The organism is Pseudomonas petrae, assembly GCF_021728295.1.
Classification (GTDB): Bacteria; Pseudomonadota; Gammaproteobacteria; order Pseudomonadales; family Pseudomonadaceae; genus Aquipseudomonas; species Aquipseudomonas petrae.
The window spans coordinates 335481-354809 of the sequence record NZ_JAKJXE010000007.1; the positions used below are offsets into that span (position 1 = coordinate 335481).

The following is a 19329-nucleotide window of genomic DNA, read 5'->3' on the forward strand; positions in this document are numbered from 1 at the left end:
GAAGATTTGGCGAGAGGGCATTGGCGCGAATGCGTCAGCGTGGAAACACCGGCTGGCGCGAAGGCTTCTTGCTTTTGCCGCCTTTGCCACCCTTGGCGGCATCAGCGCGTTCCTTGGCGGCGTCCCTGTTACGAGCAGCCGCAGCGGCCTTGGCCTCTTCGCGCTTGTCCCAAGGCTTGCTGCCGTCGCTTGCACGCTGAGGCAAGCCCGTGTGCTGCGTCAGGATCTTGGTGGTCTTGGCAACCTTGTGGCTACCAGCCGGCGTCGAGTTCTTGCGGCGCGCGCTCTGATAGGTGTCGGTTTCCGGCTGGTGCAGCGGAATCAACTGATGCTTGCCCGGCCCGATCAGATCGGCACGGCCCATACGCTCCAGCGCTTCACGCAGCATCGGCCAGCCCTTCGGATCGTGGTAGCGCAGGAACGCCTTGTGCAGACGGCGCTGCTCTTCGCTCTTGACGATGGTGACCGAATCGCTCTTGTACGTGACCTTGCGCAGCGGGTTCTTGCCAGAGTGGTACATGGCCGTTGCACTGGCCATCGGCGACGGATAGAACGCCTGCACCTGATCTGCACGGAAGCCGTTGCCCTTGAGCCACAGCGCGAGGTTCATCATGTCCTCGTCGGTCGTGCCCGGGTGGGCCGCGATGAAGTAAGGAATCAGGTACTGCTCTTTGCCCGCTTCCTTGGAGTACTTCTCGAACATGCGCTTGAACTTGTCATAGCTGCCAATGCCCGGCTTCATCATCTGGTTGAGCGGACCTTCTTCGGTGTGCTCAGGCGCAATCTTCAGGTAACCGCCGACGTGGTGGGTCACCAGTTCCTTGACGTACTCGGGCGATTCCACGGCCAGGTCGTAACGCAGACCGGAGGCGATCAGAATCTTCTTCACGCCGGGCAGTTCGCGGGCGCTACGGTACAGCTGAATCAATGCCGAGTGATCAGTGTTCAGGTTTGGGCAGATACCAGGGAACACGCACGACGGCTTGCGGCACGCCGATTCGATTTCCGGGCTCTTGCAAGCGATGCGATACATGTTCGCCGTCGGCCCGCCGAGGTCGGAAATCACGCCGGTAAAACCAGGGACCTTGTCACGGATTTCTTCGATCTCGCGAATGATCGAGTCGTGGGAACGGTTCTGAATGATCCGGCCTTCGTGCTCGGTGATCGAGCAGAACGTACAGCCGCCGAAGCAGCCGCGCATGATGTTCACCGAGAAACGGATCATGTCGTAGGCCGGGATCTTCTCCTTGCCGTAGACCGGGTGCGGAATGCGCGCGTAAGGCATGCCGAACACGTAGTCCATTTCTTCGGTAGTCATCGGAATGGGCGGCGGGTTGAACCAGACATCCACTTCGCCGTGCTTCTGAACCAGCGCGCGGGCGTTGCCGGGATTGGTTTCCAGGTGCAGTACACGGTTGGCGTGGGCATACAGCACCGCGTCGGCGCGCACCTTCTCCATCGACGGCAGACGGATGACCGTTTTGTCGCGGGTCATGCGCGGGCTCGCCAGAATCTGCACAACCTTCGCTTCGTTCGGATCCTCGACGTCACCCTTTTCCTGCTCGATGGCACAGGCCTGGGTATCTTGAGTATTCACGTACGGATTGATGATCTTGTCGATCTTGCCTGGACGGTCGATACGCGTGGAGTCGACTTCGTACCAGCCTTCCGGCGTATCACGACGAATGAATGCCGTGCCGCGCACGTCAGTGATGCTTTCGATCGTCTCGCCATAGGACAGGCGAGTAGCCACTTCGACGATGGCCCGCTCGGCGTTGCCGTACAACAGGATGTCGGCGCAGGCGTCGATCAGGATCGAGTTGCGAACCTTGTCCTGCCAGTAGTCGTAGTGAGCGATACGGCGCAGCGATGCTTCGATGCCACCCAGAACGATCGGCACGTTCTTGTAGGCTTCCTTGCAACGCTGGCTGTAGACCAGACTCGCACGGTCCGGACGCTTGCCCGCCATGCCGCCCGGCGTGTACGCATCGTCGGAGCGAATCTTTTTGTCGGCGGTGTAACGGTTGATCATCGAATCCATGTTGCCGGCCGCGACACCGAAAAACAGGTTCGGCTCACCGAGCTTCATGAAGTCGTCTTTTGACTTCCAGTCAGGCTGCGCAATGATCCCGACGCGGAAGCCTTGGGACTCCAGCAGCCGGCCGATGATTGCCATGCCAAATGAGGGGTGATCGACGTAGGCATCACCCGTGACGATGATGATGTCGCACGAATCCCAGCCAAGCTGATCCATTTCTTCCCGGCTCATCGGCAGGAAAGGCGCTGGTCCGAAACATTCGGCCCAGTACTTCGGATAGTCAAATAACGGCTTGGCTGCTTGCATATCGATGACCAGTGTTCGTGTCAGGGGGCGATTTTCGCGTAGAAATTCGCGGGCGCGGAGAATAGCACAAATTTTGATCAAATCCGACGACAGTAGTCGGATTAGTGAACGGCATGAATCGCGACGCTGAAGCCCTTCGGGCCTTTCCCGGGCAAGCGCGCTCCTACATTTGTTTAAACGTGCCGCATTCCGATAGACCTCTTTGCCAGCCTCGCTTAGCCACACTCAATCGAGCGATTGCTCAAGGGCTATCAACTCGGTTAATCAGGCCGTGGCACGTTGCAAACAATGTAGGAGCGCGCTTGCCCGCGATAGGCCCGCAGGGCATCAAAGTCGCAGTCTACCGACTACCTACTCATCATCATCAAAATTATAACTACCCGGCGCGAGGTTCTCGAAGCGGGTGTACTTGCCGATGAACGCCAGCCGGATGAACCCGATCGGGCCGTTCCGCTGCTTGCCGATGATGATTTCAGCGATGCCCTTGTGTTCGGTCTCGGGGTGATACACCTCATCGCGGTACACGAACATAATGACGTCGGCGTCCTGCTCGATCGCTCCGGATTCACGCAAGTCGGAGTTCACCGGGCGCTTGTTGGGACGTTGTTCGAGGGAGCGGTTGAGCTGGGAGAGCGCGACCACCGGGCAATTGAATTCCTTGGCGAGCGCCTTCAGGGAACGGGAGATTTCGGAAATCTCGTTCGTCCGGTTATCGCCGCTCGAACCAGGGATCTGCATCAGCTGCAGGTAGTCGATCATGATCATGCCGATATCGCCGTGCTCACGGACCAGACGCCGCGTGCGCGCACGCATCTCCGACGGGCTAATGCCGGCCGTGTCGTCGATGAACAGCTTGCGATCGTTGAGCAGGTTGACCGCCGACGTCAGGCGCGGCCAGTCATCGTCATCGAGCTGACCGGAACGGACCTTGGTCTGGTCGATACGACCCAGCGACGAAAGCATACGCATGATCAGCGATTCGCCTGGCATCTCGAGCGAGTAGACCAGCACCACCTTGTCACTGCGTAGCACCGCGTTTTCCACGAGGTTCATCGCGAATGTGGTCTTACCCATCGACGGACGGCCCGCGACGATGATCAGGTCAGACTGCTGCAGACCGCTGGTTTTCTCATCAAGGTCGGCGTAGCCCGTGGAGAGGCCGGTGATGCCGTCGCCGATGTTGAACAGCGTATCGATACGGTCAATCGCGCGGGTCAGCAGGTCGTTGACGCTGACCGGGCCGCCCGTTTTGGGCCGCGCCTCGGCGATCTGAAAGATCTGCCGTTCGGCTTCGTCGAGAATCTCTTCGGCGGTACGCCCTTCCGGGTTGAACGCACTGTCAGCGATTTCGGTACTGATGCCGATCAACTGGCGCAGCGTCGCGCGCTGACGAACGATCTGGGCATAGGCCTTGATGTTCGCGACAGACGGAATGTTCTTCGCCAGCTCCGACAGGTAACCCAGGCCACCGACTTGCGAGGTCTGGCCTTCCTTGTCGAGCTGCTCGGCCAGGGTCACGACGTCGATCGGCTGGTTCTGATCCGCCAGCTTGGCAATGGCGCGGAATATCAGACGGTGGTCATGACGATAGAAGTCGCCATCCGACACCTGATCAAGCACGCGTTCCCAGGCGTTGTTGTCCAGCATCAAACCACCGAGCACGGCCTGTTCGGCCTCGATGGAATGCGGCGGAACCTTCAGGGCAGCGGTTTGCAGATCATATTGCTCGGGAGCGGAGATGTCGTTCATGGCCACACGGAAATCAGGGGGTTGAATCAGGATACTCAGAAATGACAAAGGGCACGACCTGCGAACAGGAACGTGCCCAATGCTAACCGACCGAGGAGCGAGTCATCAGCCGGTCAGACTTCTGCACCGAAGCGCAGAAACCATACTGCTTAAGCAGCTACAACAACAACGCGAACGGTAGCTTCAACGTCGCTGTGCAGGTGCACGGCTACGTCGTATTCGCCAACGTTACGGATGGTGCCGTTCGGCAGACGAACTTCAGCCTTAGCCACTTCAACGCCAGAGGCGGTCAGTGCGTCAGCGATGTCGTGAGTACCGATCGAACCGAACAGCTTGCCTTCGTCACCAGCGGTGGCAGTGATAGTCACTTCCAGCTCAGCCAGTTGAGCAGCACGAGTTTCAGCAGAAGCTTTCTTCTCGGCGGCAGCTTTTTCCAGCTCTGCACGACGCTCTTCAAACGCGGCCACGTTGGCAGCGGTTGCAGCGGTTGCTTTGCCGAAAGGCAGCAGGAAGTTACGACCGTAGCCAGCCTTAACGTTTACTTTATCGCCCAGGTTGCCCAGGTTGGCGACTTTTTCCAGCAGGATGAGTTCCATTTGGTAAAACCTCTTAACTTTAACCTTCACCGTTCGCAGAACCGTTATCGGCATCTTTCGACGCCAGACGGCCGCGAAAATCAATCAGGCTGTCGACAATGGCAAACACCACCAGCAACGGATAGATCAGCTGCATGAACAGCAACAGCGTGACGTACAACCCCACCAGCCAGAACCGTGTCAGGCGCTTTGCAGCCACCAGACCGTGAATCAGGGCCAGGCCCGCGAACATGAGCGGAACGCTGCACAACGGTGTCAGCATCGCCAGTTGAGGACCGAAGTTCGGCCCCACCAACATGCACACCAGCAGCACCAGCATCGGTGCCCGCGGGAGTTTCAGGCTGCGAAATTCGCGTCCGAAACCGCCCGGGTTATACAACAACGCCTGCCAGTAACGCCCAAGGAGCAGGCATACCACGCTGACGATCTGCAACAACGCTGCAATCAGGCCATTAAGGACGGGAGTAATCAGTGCCCCCAGACGCGCTCGCTCTTCTACCGACATCTGCTGGTAGACATCACCGAAGACGTGGGGCAAGAGCTTTTGCAGCTCTCCCGCCATGGCTTCGATGGGCTCGCGAAACACCGCGCCCAGAACCACTGCATACAACAATCCAACCGCCACGCTGACCAGCAGCACGCGGACCCAGGACTCGCTGGCACGCAACACGGCGGCCAACCCCCAAGAACCCAGCAACACCATCAGGGTGCGAGGTTCACCGAAATACCACCAGACCAAAGCCGGCAGTAGAGCCCAGGCAAGGACGCCCAGGGCGCCACTCATCCCGCGCCGCAGGAGCACAAGGCAACCTGCGGCAGCACTCAACCAGAACAACAGCGGCAATGCCGCACATCCAACCACTACGAGAGTGGCCTGCATGCGGCCGCGCATGATGAATTCAGCCATGGCGCGCATGCGATCTATCCCTTACTGCGTTTGTCGACTACCTGGTCTCAGCGGCCGTGGCTGTCGGTGTAGGCCAACAGGGCCAGGAAGCGGGCGCGCTTGATAGCGGTAGCCAGCTGACGCTGATAACGAGCTTTGGTACCAGTAATGCGGCTAGGAACGATCTTGCCGGTTTCAGATACGTAGGCTTTCAGGGTGTTGAGATCTTTGTAATCGATCTCCTTCACATTTTCAGCTGTGAAGCGGCAGAATTTACGACGACGGAAGAAACGTGCCATGTAATGGGCTCCTCAAAAGGTCCGTGGATTACTCGTCAGCGTTATCGCTGTTGTCGCTGTCATCACCATCGGCGCCATCGGCGTCGGAGTGCTCAGGACGGTCGCGACGCTCACGGCGCTCACTGCGGTTTTCTTCAGCCTTGAGCATTTCGGACTGGCCAGTAACAGCTTCGTCGCGACGGATGACAAGGTTACGGATCACGGCATCGTTGTAACGGAAGTTGTCTTCCAGCTCGGCCAGAGCCTTGCCAGTGCACTCAACGTTCAGCATCACGTAGTGAGCCTTGTGAACATTGTTGATTGCATAGGCCAGTTGACGACGGCCCCAATCTTCCAGACGGTGGATCTTGCCGCCGTCTTCTTCGATCAGCTTGGTGTAACGCTCTACCATGCCGCCGACTTGCTCGCTCTGGTCCGGGTGAACCAGAAAGATGATTTCGTAATGACGCATGAATGCTCCTTACGGGTTGTAGCCTGCCGCCAAAGCGGTCAGACAAGGAGTGAATAACACTGGTTTATCTTGCACAGGGACAGGCACATGAGCACCTGCCATTACAGCAAGGGACGCGATTGTAGAGAAGGGGTCGGAGAGGCGCAAGGAGATTGGTGAATATTTGAACAATGGTGATGAGCTACAAGCTACAAGCTGGAGCGTGGCCGGCTTGCAGCTTGAGGCTTGGAGCTTGCGGCTCTTGACTGACTACTTCTTGGCCGCGGCGCGCTGGCGCAGGGCTTCGAACAGGCAGACGCCTGTCGCAACCGAAACGTTGAGGCTGCTAACGCTACCCGCCATTGGCAGGCGTACCAGATAGTCGCAGTGCTCGCGGGTCAGGCGGCGCATGCCCTTACCTTCGGCACCCATGATCAGGATGGTCGGGCCAGTCAGGTCCTGCTGGTACAACTCCTGCTCCGCCTCACCCGCAGTGCCGACGACCCAAAGGCCACGTTGCTGGAGTTTTTCCAGCGTTCGCGCCAGGTTGGTCACGGCTACGAGAGGAATGACCTCCGCCGCACCGCATGCCACTTTCCGCACGGTCGGCGTCAAGGTCGCGGACTTGTCCTTGGGCACGATCACCGCCAGAGCACCGGCCGCATCGGCAGTACGCAGGCAGGCGCCGAGGTTATGCGGGTCGGTCACGCCATCCAGAACCAGGATCAGCGGCGGGCCTTCGGTGCGGTCGAGCAGCTCGTCAAGCATAGCCTCGCCCCAGACCTGGCTCGGACTTACGTCCGCCACCACGCCCTGGTGAACACCTTCTACCCAGGCATCCATTTCGCGGCGCTCGGCTTGCCCCACCGAAACACGGTTCTGCGCGGCGAGCTCGATCAATACCTGAACCCGTGGATCGCTGCGGCCTTCAGCCAGCCAGATCTGCTTGACCCGCTTCGGGTGATGACGCAACAGCGCCTCTACGGCATGAACACCGTAGATTTTTTCCAGCTGACTCATGTCTTGGCCTTAGGTTTGCGCACACTGCCACTGCTTGCAGCAGGGGCGGAGCCCGATTTCGACGAACCCTTGCGATGCTTGCTGGCTTTACCGGAAGCGCCAGCGAGATCACTCCCCGACCTTCCCGACGATGCCTTGCTACCACCCTTGGCTTCGGTCAGCAGCGCTTTCTTCATTTCACGACTTTTGCGCACTTCTGCGTTCTTGGCAGCCGCGTCACCGGGCCGATAGGCCTCGGCAACAGGCTCTTTCGCGGTTCGGCGACCTGGCTTGGAAGCAGACGACGATTCCTTGGAATCCTTGCCCTTCTCTGCCGCAGCAGGTTCGGACGTTCGACGCTTGCGGCCGATCGGCGCGCTGGTGGTCTTCTCGGACATTTCGAAGTCGATCTTGCGCTCGTCAAGATCAACGCGCATGACGCGCACTTCAACGGTGTCGCCCAGGCGGAAGCTGCGGCCTGTGCGCTCGCCGGCCAGACGATGGTGGACCGGATCGAAGTGGTAGTAGTCACCCGGCAATGCGGTGACGTGAACCAGGCCTTCGACGTAGATATCGGTCAGCTCGACGAACAGACCAAAGCCGGTAACAGCTGTGATCACGCCCGGGAACGACTCGCCAACGCGGTCTTTCATGAACTCGCATTTCAGCCAGTTCGTGACGTCGCGGGTCGCCTCATCGGCACGGCGCTCGCTCATCGAACACTGCTCGCCCAACTGCTCAAGCATCGCTTCGTCGTACGGGTAAATGCGGGCCTTCGGAATAACCGGAGCACCGGCGCGGCGAACGTGCGGGGTTTCCTGCTTGGAGCGGATCACACTTCGGATCGCACGGTGAGTCAGCAAGTCCGGGTAGCGACGAATCGGCGAGGTGAAGTGGGTGTACGCCTCGTAATTCAAGCCGAAGTGGCCATGGTTATCGGAGCTGTAAACCGCCTGGCTCAACGACCGCAGCATGACGGTCTGGATCAGGTGGTAATCCGGGCGGTCCTTGATGGTTTCGAGCAGCGCCTGATAGTCCTTCGGCGTCGGGCCGTCTTTGCCCTTGTGCAGGGAAAGACCCAACTCGCCGAGGAAGGCACGCAGCTTTTCCAGTCGCTCAGGCGGCGGACCGTCGTGGACGCGGTACAGCGCAGGGATCTCGTGCTTCTTGAGAAACGCTGCAGTCGCCACGTTCGCCGCAAGCATGCACTCTTCAATCAGCTTGTGCGCATCGTTGCGAGTGGTCGGACGGATCTCGGCGATCTTGCGCTCGGTACCGAAAATGATCCGGGTTTCCTGCGTTTCAAAATCAATGGCACCACGAACATGCCGGGCGCCCAGCAGCACTTTGTACAGCGCATAAAGCTGTTTCAGGTGCGGCACGACGTCGCCATACTGCTCGCGCAGCTGCTTGGCTTCGGCGGCTTTCGGATGCTCCAGCATCGAGCTGACCTTGTTGTAGGTCAGACGGGCATGGGAGTGGATGACGGCTTCGTAGAAAACGTAGTCGGTCATCTCGCCGGTTTTGGAGATGGTCATCTCGCAGACCATCGCCAGACGATCAACCAGCGGATTCAGGGAGCACAGGCCGTTGGACAGCTGCTCAGGCAGCATCGGGATCACGCGCTCGGGGAAATACACCGAGTTGCCGCGCACCTGAGACTCAGCGTCGAGCGCCGAACCGAGCTTCACATAGCTTGATACGTCGGCGATCGCCACGTAGAGCTTCCAGCCGCCGGAGAACAAGCGCAGCTTGCCCGGCTTGGCTTCGCAGAAAACAGCATCGTCAAAGTCGCGGGCATCTTCACCGTCGATGGTGACGAATGGAAGATGACGCAGATCGACGCGATTTTCCTTGTCCTTCTCTTCGACTTCCGGCTTCAGCTTGGCGGCTTCTTTAAGCACCGCCTCGGGCCAGACGTGAGGAATGTCGTAGGTACGCAGCGCGACATCGATCTCCATGCCGGGCGCCATGTAATTACCCACCACTTCAACTACGTCGCCTTGCGGCTGGAAACGCGGGGTTGGCCAGTGGGTGATTTTCACCTCGACGAACTGACCGACCTTGGCGCCGTTGTTACGGCCCGGGGTGATCAGCACTTCTTGCTGGATTTTTGGGTTGTCCGGCTGGACGAAACCGATGCCGCTTTCTTCGAAATAGCGACCCACCACGGTTTCGTGCGCGCGGGAGATAACTTCGACGATCACGCCTTCGCGGCGACCGCGACGGTCCAGGCCCGAGACGCGCGCCAGGGCACGGTCACCGTCGAACACCAGACGCATTTGCGCAGGGCTCATGAACAGGTCGTCAGAGCCGTCATCCGGGACCAGGAAGCCGAAGCCGTCACGATGACCGCTGATGCGACCCAGGATGAGGTCCAGCTTGTCGACTGGCGCGTACGTGCCGCGGCGGGTGTAAATCAGTTGGGCGTCGCGCTCCATGGCACGGAGCCGACGTCGCAAGGCCTCGATCTGATCTTCAGTCGTCAGGCCAAACTCTTCCACCAACTGCTCACGGGCAGCGGGCGAACCGCGCTCGGAGAGGTGCGCCAGAATCAGCTCACGGCTAGGGATGGGGTTTTCGTATTTTTCCGCTTCACGAGCGGCCTCGGGATCGAGGGACTGCCAATCGGCCATTAGAATGAATTCACCTTATCTGTATGTAATTAGTTTGGCATATACCAGATTGAAACGCGAAGACAGCGTTTGCTGGGACTTTTCGCTATTTCAAATTATTTTTGCACGGGGGCTTTACAGCCTTCAATCTCCTCCGTAAGATGCGCCCCACAACGACGGCACTGCCTAGTTGTAGTTGAAATCGAACGAAATATCGAATGAAATCAACGAACTGCCCAGATGGTGAAATTGGTAGACACGCCAGCTTCAGGTGCTGGTGACCGCAAGGTCGTGGAAGTTCGAGTCTTCTTCTGGGCACCAATTCAACGAAACCGAGCTTAGGCTCGGTTTTGTGCATTTTGCGGTTTGAAAAGTCAAGCCTGGCAAAACAGCCCTCAGCGTAGATCACTTCACCTGCCCTGTCCCTCGCTGCAAATGAATCATCCCGCCGCCTCTCCAACAAATTCAAAAATTCAGTTGCACTCCCGCGAAAAATCTAATTAAATCAGCGCCATGCCCAGATGGTGAAATTGGTAGACACGCCAGCTTCAGGTGCTGGTGACCGCAAGGTCGTGGAAGTTCGAGTCTTCTTCTGGGCACCAAACAAACAAAACCGAGCCAAGTGCTCGGTTTTGTGCTTTCTGGGGGTCTGCCATTCCCCCCAGTCGCGCGCACAGCTACGCCCGGAACTGCCCCAGACTGGCCTTGAGTTGCGCAGCAAGCCTGTCCAGTGTTTTGCCGCTGGCGGTCGTTTCCACCACGGCTTGCGCAGCCTTCTCGGCTTGGGCATGAATAACCTCTACCCGCCCCCGCACCGCTTGCGCGCCCTGAGCCTGATGCTCTGCCGCCCGAGTCGCCAGACCGATCGCCGCATGAACCTGCTCGACAGATACCTGCACCGACTGCTGCAGCCGCGCGCTGTCCTTCAACACCGCAAGCCCTTCCTTAGCCTGACGCCCGGCAACACCAATCGTTGCCACTGCTTCGCGCGCCCCGGACTGCAGCTTGGCGATATGTTCCTGAATGTCGCCCGTCGAGCTTTGCGTCTTGCTTGCCAACGCGCGCACCTCATCGGCGACAACGGCGAAACCTCGACCGGTCTCGCCCGCGCGCGCTGCTTCAATGGCAGCGTTGAGGGCAAGCAGGTTGGTTTGCTCGGCGATGCCATGGATCACTTCCAGCACCACTTCAATCTGCTGGCTTTGCTGCGCCAGCCGCTCGATGACCTGGGCACCGGTCTCCACCTGCCCGGCGAGCGCCTCGATCAAGCTGCCCACCTGATTGGACGTGCGTGTGTTTTCATCGGTTGCCTGGCGAATGTCCACCACCTGCCGCAATGCTGCCTGCATCGCTTGGCTCTCGGCCTGCGCCTCGTCCGCCATCTGCGCCAGCGCTTGAAGGCTGGCAGCCACCTCATCGCGCTGCAACTCGGCCGCAGCGCCGGCACCCGCATTGCGCTTGCTCATGGCGCCAATCTCGACGCCAGTCTGCTGCGCCACATCGCCGGCCTCTCGAACGATCGGCTGCAACTTGTCGACAAAGCGGTTCACGGCCGCAGCCATGTCGCCTATTTCATCGTTGCTGTTGAGTTTGACGCGCTTGGTCAGATCGCCTTCGCCTGCCGCCAGATCATCCAGCGCACGATTGAGCAGTTGCAAGCGAAGCACGACACGGCGCCCCAGCACAATGGCCAACACCACCAGCACCCCGAGCCCCACCAGAGACAGCCCTACGCCGATTCTCCAGCGCAGCGTGGTCGCAGCCTCCTGCACAGCGGAGCTGGTATTGGTTGCCATCGCGGTGGCCGACGATTGCGCCGTTTGCAGACGCGAGCGCAACGCGGCAGAGCTCTCGGCCGCAGCGCCGCCAAGACTTTCCGAGACCAACTGATCGCTGCTGCCGATTAACGCAATGAAGCGCTTGTCCAGCGCCACCAGATTCTCTTCTACCGAAGTGGTCGAGACGCCCATGCGGACTTTGCCGATCTCGACGCCGTTGGGGCTGATCGATGCTTCGACGTAATACACCGAAGGGTCTTTCTGCGCCGCGTTCAGGACCTTGTCCATGGCGCGCTCGCCCTCACCTTTCGCCAGCAGGGCCTTGATCGATTCGTTCTCGCGGTTGAGGTAACGCGTCAGGTGCTCGCCCTGAGCATCGTCGTAGACCACGAACAGCACGTTCGGATTGCGTTGCGCACGGCGCGCGAACTCCGACAGCGTCGGCGTATCGCCATCCCACATCGCCCGCGGTGCGACAGCAGCCAACAGCTCGGCCATGTCCGTCGCTGAATCCTGAAGGTCTTTCTCCAGCGTCGCACGCAGTTGCTTCTGTTCATCTTTCAGACGCGTCGACAGGCCGGCGCTCAGGCGCTGACGTGTATTTTGCGAAAGACTGTCCAAGCTGGACGTTACATCACGGCTCGCCTGTTCCAGTTCGCCGGTCAAGTGTTGCGAATCTACACTCAGGCGCGCCGCCAGCTCAGCTTCGAGCGCAGTGACGGTGCTCCGAGTGAGGGCGACGGCAACCAGCACCTGCACCAGAAGGGCGATACCAAGAGCAATGAATACAGGCCGCAGCAAGCGGCTGCGCAAAAGAGAAGTAACGGCCGACACAGGAGATCCCCCACAACACACGCCATTAAAATGATGGCATCGCGTAATACGTGGAATCACAGCAAGGGTCGTGCCGCAGTGGTGGGTTTGATTGGAGGTGAGAGCCAACAGGCAAAACAAAGGGCCGCCGAGGCGACCCTTTGTTTTGGTTTCAACGACTTATCAATCGAACGGATGACGCAGAACGATCGTCTCGTTGCGATCAGGGCCCGTCGAAATAATGTCGATCGGTGCGCCGACCAGCTCTTCAAGGCGCTTGATGTAAGCACGAGCGTTGGCAGGCAGCTCTTCGAGGGTCTTGGCGCCCAGGGTCGATTCCGACCAGCCCGGCACTTCTTCGTATACCGGCTCCAGGCCGATGTAGCTGTCAGCGTCGGTCGGTGCATCGATTACTGCACCGTTCTCGTTCTTGTAGCCCACGCAGATGTTGATGGTCTCAAGACCGTCAAGCACGTCCAGCTTGGTCAGGCAGATGCCCGAGATGCTGTTGACGTCGATGGCGCGGCGCAGGATAACGGCGTCGAACCAGCCACAGCGACGCGCACGGCCAGTGGTTGCACCGAACTCGTGGCCACGCTTGGCCAGGAACGCGCCGACGTCGTCGAACAGCTCAGTCGGGAACGGACCCGAACCCACGCGAGTGGTGTAGGCCTTGGTGATGCCCAGGATGTAGTCCAGGTACATCGGACCCATGCCCGAACCGGTGGCGATGCCGCCCGCAGTGGTGTTCGAACTGGTGACGTACGGGTAGGTACCGTGGTCGATGTCCAGCAACGAACCCTGGGCACCTTCGAACATGATGTCTTTGCCGGCGCGACGCATTTCGTGCAGCGTTGCGGTCACGTCGAGCATCATCGGCTTGAGCAGCTCGGCGTATTCCATGCACTCGTCGAGTGTCTTCTGGAAGTCGATCGCCGGCTCTTTGTAGTAATTGACCAGAACGAAGTTGTGGTAATCCAGTAGCTCGCCCAGCTTGGCGGCGAAGCGCTCGCGGTGGAACAGATCACCGATGCGCAAACCACGACGCGCAACCTTGTCTTCGTAGGCCGGGCCGATGCCACGACCGGTCGTGCCTATCTTGTGCTCGCCACGGGCCTTTTCACGGGCCTGATCAAGGGCCACGTGGTAGGACAGGATCAGCGGGCAGGACGGGCTGATGCGCAGACGCTCGCGCACCGGAATGCCTTTCTCTTCCAGCTTGGTGATTTCGCGCATGAGTGCATCAGGCGCGACGACCACACCGTTGCCGATCAGGCACTGCACGCCTTCGCGCAGGACGCCGGACGGAATCAGGTGCAGGACGGTTTTTTCGCCGTCGATCACCAGTGTGTGGCCAGCGTTGTGGCCGCCTTGGTAGCGCACTACCGCGGTTGCATGTTCGGTCAGCAGATCAACGATCTTGCCTTTGCCCTCATCACCCCATTGGGTGCCCAGGACTACGACATTCTTACCCATAACACTTGTCCTCATTCGCGCAAACTTGGTGCCGGCAGCGGCCGGCGGGGAAACTCAAGAGGCCAGCGGCATTACCTGCCAACGCTCGCCCTGCTGAATCAATTGCCGATCGCAGTCGGCGTCTTGCGCCGCTGAAACCGGTTGGCCTGGCAACGCCTGAACCACGCGCTGACCTTCAGCGCGCAGCTGACAGACCTTTTGCCACAGCGCCGCATCAGTGCTGTCCGGCATCCAGATACCGCCAGACGGTAGCTCGATCTGCGCCTGACCGCGTGTCACCAGGGTTTTCAAATCGGTGGAAAATCCCGTTGCCGGGCGGGCACGACCGAAGTCGGCACCAATGTCATCGTACCGACCGCCCTGGGCGATCGATTGGCCAACACCGGGGACGAACACCGCAAACACCACACCGGTGTGGTAGTGGTAGCCGCGCAATTCGCCGAGGTCAAAGTACAACGGTAGCTCAGGAAACCGCGCCGACAGACGTTCGGCGATCTCCTGCAGATCATCCAGCGCTTCAATGACCGGCGCCGGCGCATTCGCCAGACGGTCGCGCGCCTGTGCCAACACGCTACGGTCACCACACAGATCCACCAGCGCGCGCAGCATGCTGGACACATCGGCCGGCAGCCCTTCGGTCAACGCAATGACCTCGTCGATGGCTTTGCGCTGGAGTGCATCAAACAGCTGTTGCTCGACTTCGCCGGATAACCCGGCGGCACGGGCAAGACCGCGGTAAATCCCGACGTGTCCCAGGTCCATATGGACGTCCGGCACATCAGCCAGTTGCAGCATCGCCAGCATGAGGCTGATGACTTCGACGTCACTGCTCGGGCTCGCATCGCCGTACAGCTCGGCGCCCAGCTGGATCGGGCTGCGCGAGGACGACAATGCACGTGGCTGGGCATGCAGCACGCTGCCAGCGTAGCAGAGACGGCTTGGGCCTTCGCGACGCAGGGTGTGGGCATCGATGCGGGCGACCTGCGGCGTGATATCCGCGCGAAAACCCATCTGCCGACCTGATTGCGGGTCGACCACTTTGAAGGTGCGCAAATCCAGATCCTGGCCCGCACCGGTGAGCAGCGATTCGAGGTATTCGATGTGCGGGGTCACGACAAACTCGTAGCCCCAGCTCTGAAACAGATCCAGCACCTGACGACGCGCGACTTCAATGCGCGCAGCTTCCGGCGGCAGTACTTCTTCGATGCCATCCGGCAGCAGCCAGCGGTCAACCGTTGCCATTACGCCTTTCCCCTATGATCCGGGCGGCCGGCCCTTGGGCAAGCCTTGAGTGAAGCAGACAGCATTCTGCGGACGCAGGGCAAGGAAAGCTCGCCTGCCTAATGCGCCGCAATTGCGTGAACACCGTCCTCGAAAAAACTGCCGCTCACGGAATACGTCACGGCCAATCAATCGTGCAGACGCAAAAAAGCCGGGAATTTCCCGGCTGCCGCATCATACACACGTTTTGTCGCGCGATCACCCCGACGGGCAGTTTTGCCGCCCGGCGGAGTGATCAAGTGCTGATGCGATTACGGCTTGGATTTTTGCAGGTAGCGGAAAAACTCGCTGCTTGGGTCCAGCACCATTACGTCGCTTTTGTTGGCGAAGCTTTCACGGTAGGCGCGAAGGCTACGGTAGAACGCGTAGAACTCCTGATCCTGACCGTAGGCCTTGGAGTAGATCGCGGACGCTTGAGCATCACCATCACCGCGTGCCTCTTCAGACTCGCGATACGCTTCAGCCAACAGAACGCGGCGCTGACGATCGGCATCGGCACGGATGCCTTCAGCCAGCTCGTTACCCTTGGCGCGATGCTCGCGGGCTTCACGCTCACGCTCGGTGCTCATACGCTCGAACACGCTGCGGTTCACTTCCTTCGGCAGATCGATAGCCTTGACCCGAACATCGACAACTTCGATGCCCAGCTCTTTGCCGGCCATGGTGTTGAGCGACGCAGTGATGTCAGCCATCAGCGCGTCACGCTCACCCGAAACCACCTCGTGCAGGGTGCGCTTACCGAACTGGTCACGCAGACCGGACTCAAGACGACGAGAGAGACGCTCATCGGCAATCTGCTTCAGGCCGGATGTGGCGGTGTAGAAACGCTCAGCGTCCTTCACGCGCCATTTGGCATAGGCATCAACCATTACGGCTTTCTTTTCCAGCGTCAGGAAACGCTGAGTCGGCGCATCAAGGGTCATCAAGCGACCATCGAACTTGCGGACCTGATTCACGTAAGGAATCTTCACGTGCAGGCCTGGCGAAACATCTGCCTGAACCACACGGCCGAATTGCAGCAGCACCGCTCGCTCGGTCTGAGCGACGATGTAGAAGCTGTTCCATGCGACCACGGCCAACACGACGCAGACAATCAGGGCAACCAGAGATTTATTGCTCATCAGCGAGTCTCCCTAGTGCGCGTGTCACGCTGCTGTTGCATATCCGCTGCCCGTGAGCCCGGGTCTGCCGGTGCCGCAGCAGCGCCGCCGGTAGACGAATTGGAACCGTTACGGCTGCTATCGATCATTTTGTCCAACGGCAGATAAAGCAGGTTGTTCTGACCTTTGTCGCCGGTCACGAGTACCTTGCTGGTGTTGCTGAAGACTTCCTGCATGGTGTCCAGATACAGACGCTCACGCGTGACTTCCGGTGCCTTGCGGTATTCGGCGACCAGCTTGGTAAAGCGATCTGCCTCACCCTTGGCCCGAGAAACCACTTCATCGCGATAGCCGTTAGCGTCTTCGACGATACGCTGAGCCTGACCCCGCGCTTCCGGGATCACACCGTTGGCGTAGGTTTCAGCCTGGTTACGTGAGCGCTGCTCGTCTTCACGGGCGCGGATCACGTCATCGAACGCTTCCTGGACTTCGCGCGGCGCCGCAGCGCTCTGCACGTTGACCTGAGTCACCGTGATGCCGGTGCGATAGGTATCGAGGAAGCGCTGCAACCGCTCCTTGATTTCGCTGGCCATCAACTCACGACCTTCAGTCAGCACCTGATCCATGGCGGTCGAACCGACCACATGACGCAAGGCACTTTCGGTCGCATGCTGCAGGCTGACTTCAGGCTGATCAACGTTCAGTACGAAGTCCTGCAGATTGGTGATCTTGTATTGCACGGTCAGTGGCACTTCGACGATGTTCTCGTCTTCGGTGAGCATCTGGCCTTGCTTGCTGTACGCACGTTCGCGCGTCACGTTTTCAAGGTACTTGCGATCGAATGGCGGGAAATAGATGTTCAGACCCGGCCCGACGGTTTCGTAGTACTTGCCGAAGCGCAGCACAACGGCCTGCTCCTGCTCGTCGACCACGTAGATTGCGTTGTACAGCCAGATTGCGAGCAGCACGACCAGACCGATGCCGAGCAGGCCGAGGCCACCGCCCTTGCTCGATCCACCGCCGCTGCCGCCGCCATCGCCACTGCGTTTCTTGCCACCACCGAACAACCCATTCAGGCTTTCCTGCAGCTTACGGAAGGCCTCGTCGAGATCCGGTGGCCCCTTGCGGTCGCCGCCCTTGCGCTTACCACCCCAAGGATCCTGATTATTCGAGTTGCCACCCGGCTCATTCCAAGCCATAGCGCTCTCCATCTGATAAAGCAAAGACGCGCCCGCGGCGCGCCGACCAATGCTACAGAATGCCCGTCAAAGCGGTACAACCGCTTTGTCAGGCTTTTATTGCAAAGTGTGTTGCTCGATGAATTCCAGCGGCTGCAGTCCTTCGCGACTCACCAGGCGATTGAATTCAACTCGGGGTAACCGAACAGCCAAAAGACTCTGGCCTTCTTCGTCGTGTTCTTCGCTCTGCACCGCACCCAGGTTGAAAAACTGGGCACGCAACCGGGCGAACTCCTGCGTCAGGCGCAGCGTCCCCACAAAGAGGTCATTGCCCAACACTTCGGCGATGGCTTGCTTGAGCAAATCCAGACCACGCCCGTCACGGGCAGAGACCCAGACCCGCTGCGGCTTGCCATCGGCATCGCGTTGAATCTGCGGCTCGACCCCTTCGAGCAGATCGAGTTTGTTATAGACCTCAAGCATCGGCAAGTCCTGGGCGCCAATCTCGCCCAGCACCGCCATGACCTGCTCGATCTGCTCAAGGCGATCGGGCTCGTGAGCGTCGATCACATGCAACAGCAGATCGGAGTTGCTCGACTCTTCGAGCGTAGCCCGAAAGGCCTCGACCAGCTTGTGCGGCAAATGGCGGATGAAACCCACCGTATCGGCCAGCACAATCGGCCCGAGGTCTTTGACTTCAAGGCGGCGCAGGGTCGGGTCGAGGGTCGCAAACAGTTGATCGGCCGCGTAGACGTCGGAGTCGGTCACCGCATTGAACAGCGTTGACTTGCCTGCGTTGGTGTAGCCGACGATCGAAACCGTAGGGATGTCGGCGCGGGTGCGGCCACGACGGGCCTGATCGCGCTGACTGCGGACTTTTTCAAGCCGACCCTTGATCTGACGCAAGCGCACACGCAACAGCCGTCGGTCCGTTTCAAGCTGGGTTTCACCCGGACCGCGCAGACCGATACCGCCGCCCTGACGCTCAAGGTGAGTCCAGCCACGGACCAGCCGCGTACTCATGTGCTCAAGCTGGGCCAGTTCGACCTGCAGCTTGCCTTCATGGGTACGCGCCCGCTGGGCGAAGATGTCGAGAATCAGGCCCGTACGGTCAAGCACGCGACACTCGAAGACACGTTCGAGGTTACGTTCCTGACTGGGTGTAAGGACATGATTGAAGATGACGATATCTGACTTTTCGGTTTTGACCAGGTCGCGTAACTCCTCGACCTTGCCGCTGCCTACCAGATACTTGGCCGTTGGCCGATGCCTTGGCACGTTGACGAACGAGACAATATCGGCGCCGGCCGACAGCGCCAGTTCCCTGAACTCCTGCGGATCTTCGCGCGCCTCAGGGTCCTGACCATCCAAGTGAACGAGGATCGCCCGCTCACCACCACTGTGGCGCTCAAAGAACAAAGCAGACTCCTATCAGGCGTTACCTGGCTCGGCGTCAGCCTGCTCGGATTCGGTAGCGCTTGGCAGACGAATCGGGCGGACGGGAACGACAGTCGAGATGGCGTGTTTGTAGACCATTTGGCTGACAGTGTTCTTCAGCAAAATAACGAACTGGTCAAAGGATTCGATAGTGCCTTGCAGCTTGATACCGTTTACCAGGTAGATCGAAACCCCAACCTTTTCTTTACGCAAAGTGTTCAGGTAAGGGTCTTGTAGCGAATGCCCTTTTGACATGTGCCGCACTCCTTTAAGGATCAATAGAATAAATTCGAAAACATTGGCTTGGGCCGCTACCTCCCGAAGGCTATCCCCCAAGGATAGACGGCT

At 59.4% G+C, this 19329-nt stretch carries 15 protein-coding genes and 2 tRNA genes; 2 read left to right on the top strand and 15 right to left on the bottom strand.

Annotation, left to right across the window (positions count from 1 at the left end):
* Positions 1-34 precede the first annotated feature (34 nt).
* The 8 genes from L4G42_RS14905 to rnr form a co-directional block, all read right to left on the bottom strand.
* Positions 35-2344 (bottom strand): YgiQ family radical SAM protein, encoded by a 2310-nt coding sequence (locus L4G42_RS14905; RefSeq protein ID WP_237259269.1) that lies wholly within the window; start codon positions 2342-2344, stop codon positions 35-37.
* A gap of 351 nt (positions 2345-2695) precedes the next feature.
* Positions 2696-4093, bottom strand: a complete 1398-nt coding sequence (dnaB, locus tag L4G42_RS14910; RefSeq protein WP_237251995.1) for a replicative DNA helicase — start codon at positions 4091-4093, stop codon at positions 2696-2698.
* Between the two features lie 149 nt (positions 4094-4242).
* Positions 4243-4689: a 50S ribosomal protein L9 gene (gene rplI / locus L4G42_RS14915; protein WP_065987794.1), complete on the bottom strand. Its 447-nt coding sequence runs from the start codon at positions 4687-4689 to the stop codon at positions 4243-4245.
* A 19-nt stretch (positions 4690-4708) separates the two neighbouring features.
* On the bottom strand, positions 4709-5605 hold the full coding sequence (locus tag L4G42_RS14920) for a YybS family protein (RefSeq protein WP_237251879.1): 897 nt from the start codon (positions 5603-5605) through the stop codon (positions 4709-4711).
* A 38-nt stretch (positions 5606-5643) separates the two neighbouring features.
* A complete protein-coding gene (gene rpsR, locus L4G42_RS14925; protein WP_037015707.1) occupies positions 5644-5874 on the bottom strand; it encodes a 30S ribosomal protein S18 in 231 nt (76 codons plus the stop codon).
* A 28-nt stretch (positions 5875-5902) separates the two neighbouring features.
* Positions 5903-6325, bottom strand: a complete 423-nt coding sequence (gene rpsF / locus L4G42_RS14930) for a 30S ribosomal protein S6 (RefSeq protein ID WP_065987796.1) — start codon at positions 6323-6325, stop codon at positions 5903-5905.
* Between the two features lie 249 nt (positions 6326-6574).
* Positions 6575-7324, bottom strand: a complete 750-nt coding sequence (rlmB, locus tag L4G42_RS14935; protein WP_037015712.1) for a 23S rRNA (guanosine(2251)-2'-O)-methyltransferase RlmB — start codon at positions 7322-7324, stop codon at positions 6575-6577.
* Complete coding sequence (gene rnr / locus L4G42_RS14940) at positions 7321-9939, bottom strand: ribonuclease R (protein ID WP_237260906.1); 2619 nt, start codon at positions 9937-9939, stop codon at positions 7321-7323. Before rnr ends, rlmB begins: the two co-directional genes overlap by 4 nt.
* A 213-nt stretch (positions 9940-10152) precedes the next feature.
* Between rnr and L4G42_RS14945 the strand changes: the two genes are divergently transcribed.
* Together L4G42_RS14945 and L4G42_RS14950 are read left to right on the top strand one after the other, a co-directional pair.
* Positions 10153-10239, top strand: a tRNA-Leu gene (locus L4G42_RS14945).
* Between the two features lie 194 nt (positions 10240-10433).
* A tRNA-Leu gene (locus L4G42_RS14950) sits at positions 10434-10520 on the top strand.
* A gap of 75 nt (positions 10521-10595) precedes the next feature.
* Here the strand turns inward: L4G42_RS14950 and L4G42_RS14955 are convergent.
* The 7 genes from L4G42_RS14955 to hfq form a co-directional block, all read right to left on the bottom strand.
* Positions 10596-12530 carry a methyl-accepting chemotaxis protein gene (locus tag L4G42_RS14955; RefSeq protein WP_237251877.1) on the bottom strand — a complete coding sequence of 645 codons (1935 nt, stop codon included), beginning with the start codon at positions 12528-12530 and terminating at the stop codon, positions 10596-10598.
* Between the two features lie 162 nt (positions 12531-12692).
* On the bottom strand, positions 12693-13985 hold the full coding sequence (locus L4G42_RS14960) for an adenylosuccinate synthase (RefSeq protein WP_122533816.1): 1293 nt from the start codon (positions 13983-13985) through the stop codon (positions 12693-12695).
* A 54-nt stretch (positions 13986-14039) separates the two neighbouring features.
* On the bottom strand, positions 14040-15227 hold the full coding sequence (locus L4G42_RS14965) for an ATP phosphoribosyltransferase regulatory subunit (RefSeq protein ID WP_237251876.1): 1188 nt from the start codon (positions 15225-15227) through the stop codon (positions 14040-14042).
* Positions 15228-15517: 290 nt separating this feature from the next.
* Positions 15518-16387, bottom strand: coding sequence for a protease modulator HflC (gene hflC / locus L4G42_RS14970; protein ID WP_237251875.1), 870 nt, complete (start codon positions 16385-16387; stop codon positions 15518-15520).
* Positions 16387-17565 carry an FtsH protease activity modulator HflK gene (hflK, locus tag L4G42_RS14975; protein WP_237251874.1) on the bottom strand — a complete coding sequence of 393 codons (1179 nt, stop codon included), beginning with the start codon at positions 17563-17565 and terminating at the stop codon, positions 16387-16389. Before hflK ends, hflC begins: the two co-directional genes overlap by 1 nt.
* Before the next feature lie 96 nt (positions 17566-17661).
* Complete coding sequence (gene hflX, locus L4G42_RS14980; RefSeq protein WP_237251873.1) at positions 17662-18963, bottom strand: ribosome rescue GTPase HflX; 1302 nt, start codon at positions 18961-18963, stop codon at positions 17662-17664.
* Between the two features lie 12 nt (positions 18964-18975).
* On the bottom strand, positions 18976-19236 hold the full coding sequence (gene hfq / locus L4G42_RS14985) for an RNA chaperone Hfq (protein WP_019691505.1): 261 nt from the start codon (positions 19234-19236) through the stop codon (positions 18976-18978).
* Positions 19237-19329 lie beyond the last annotated feature (93 nt).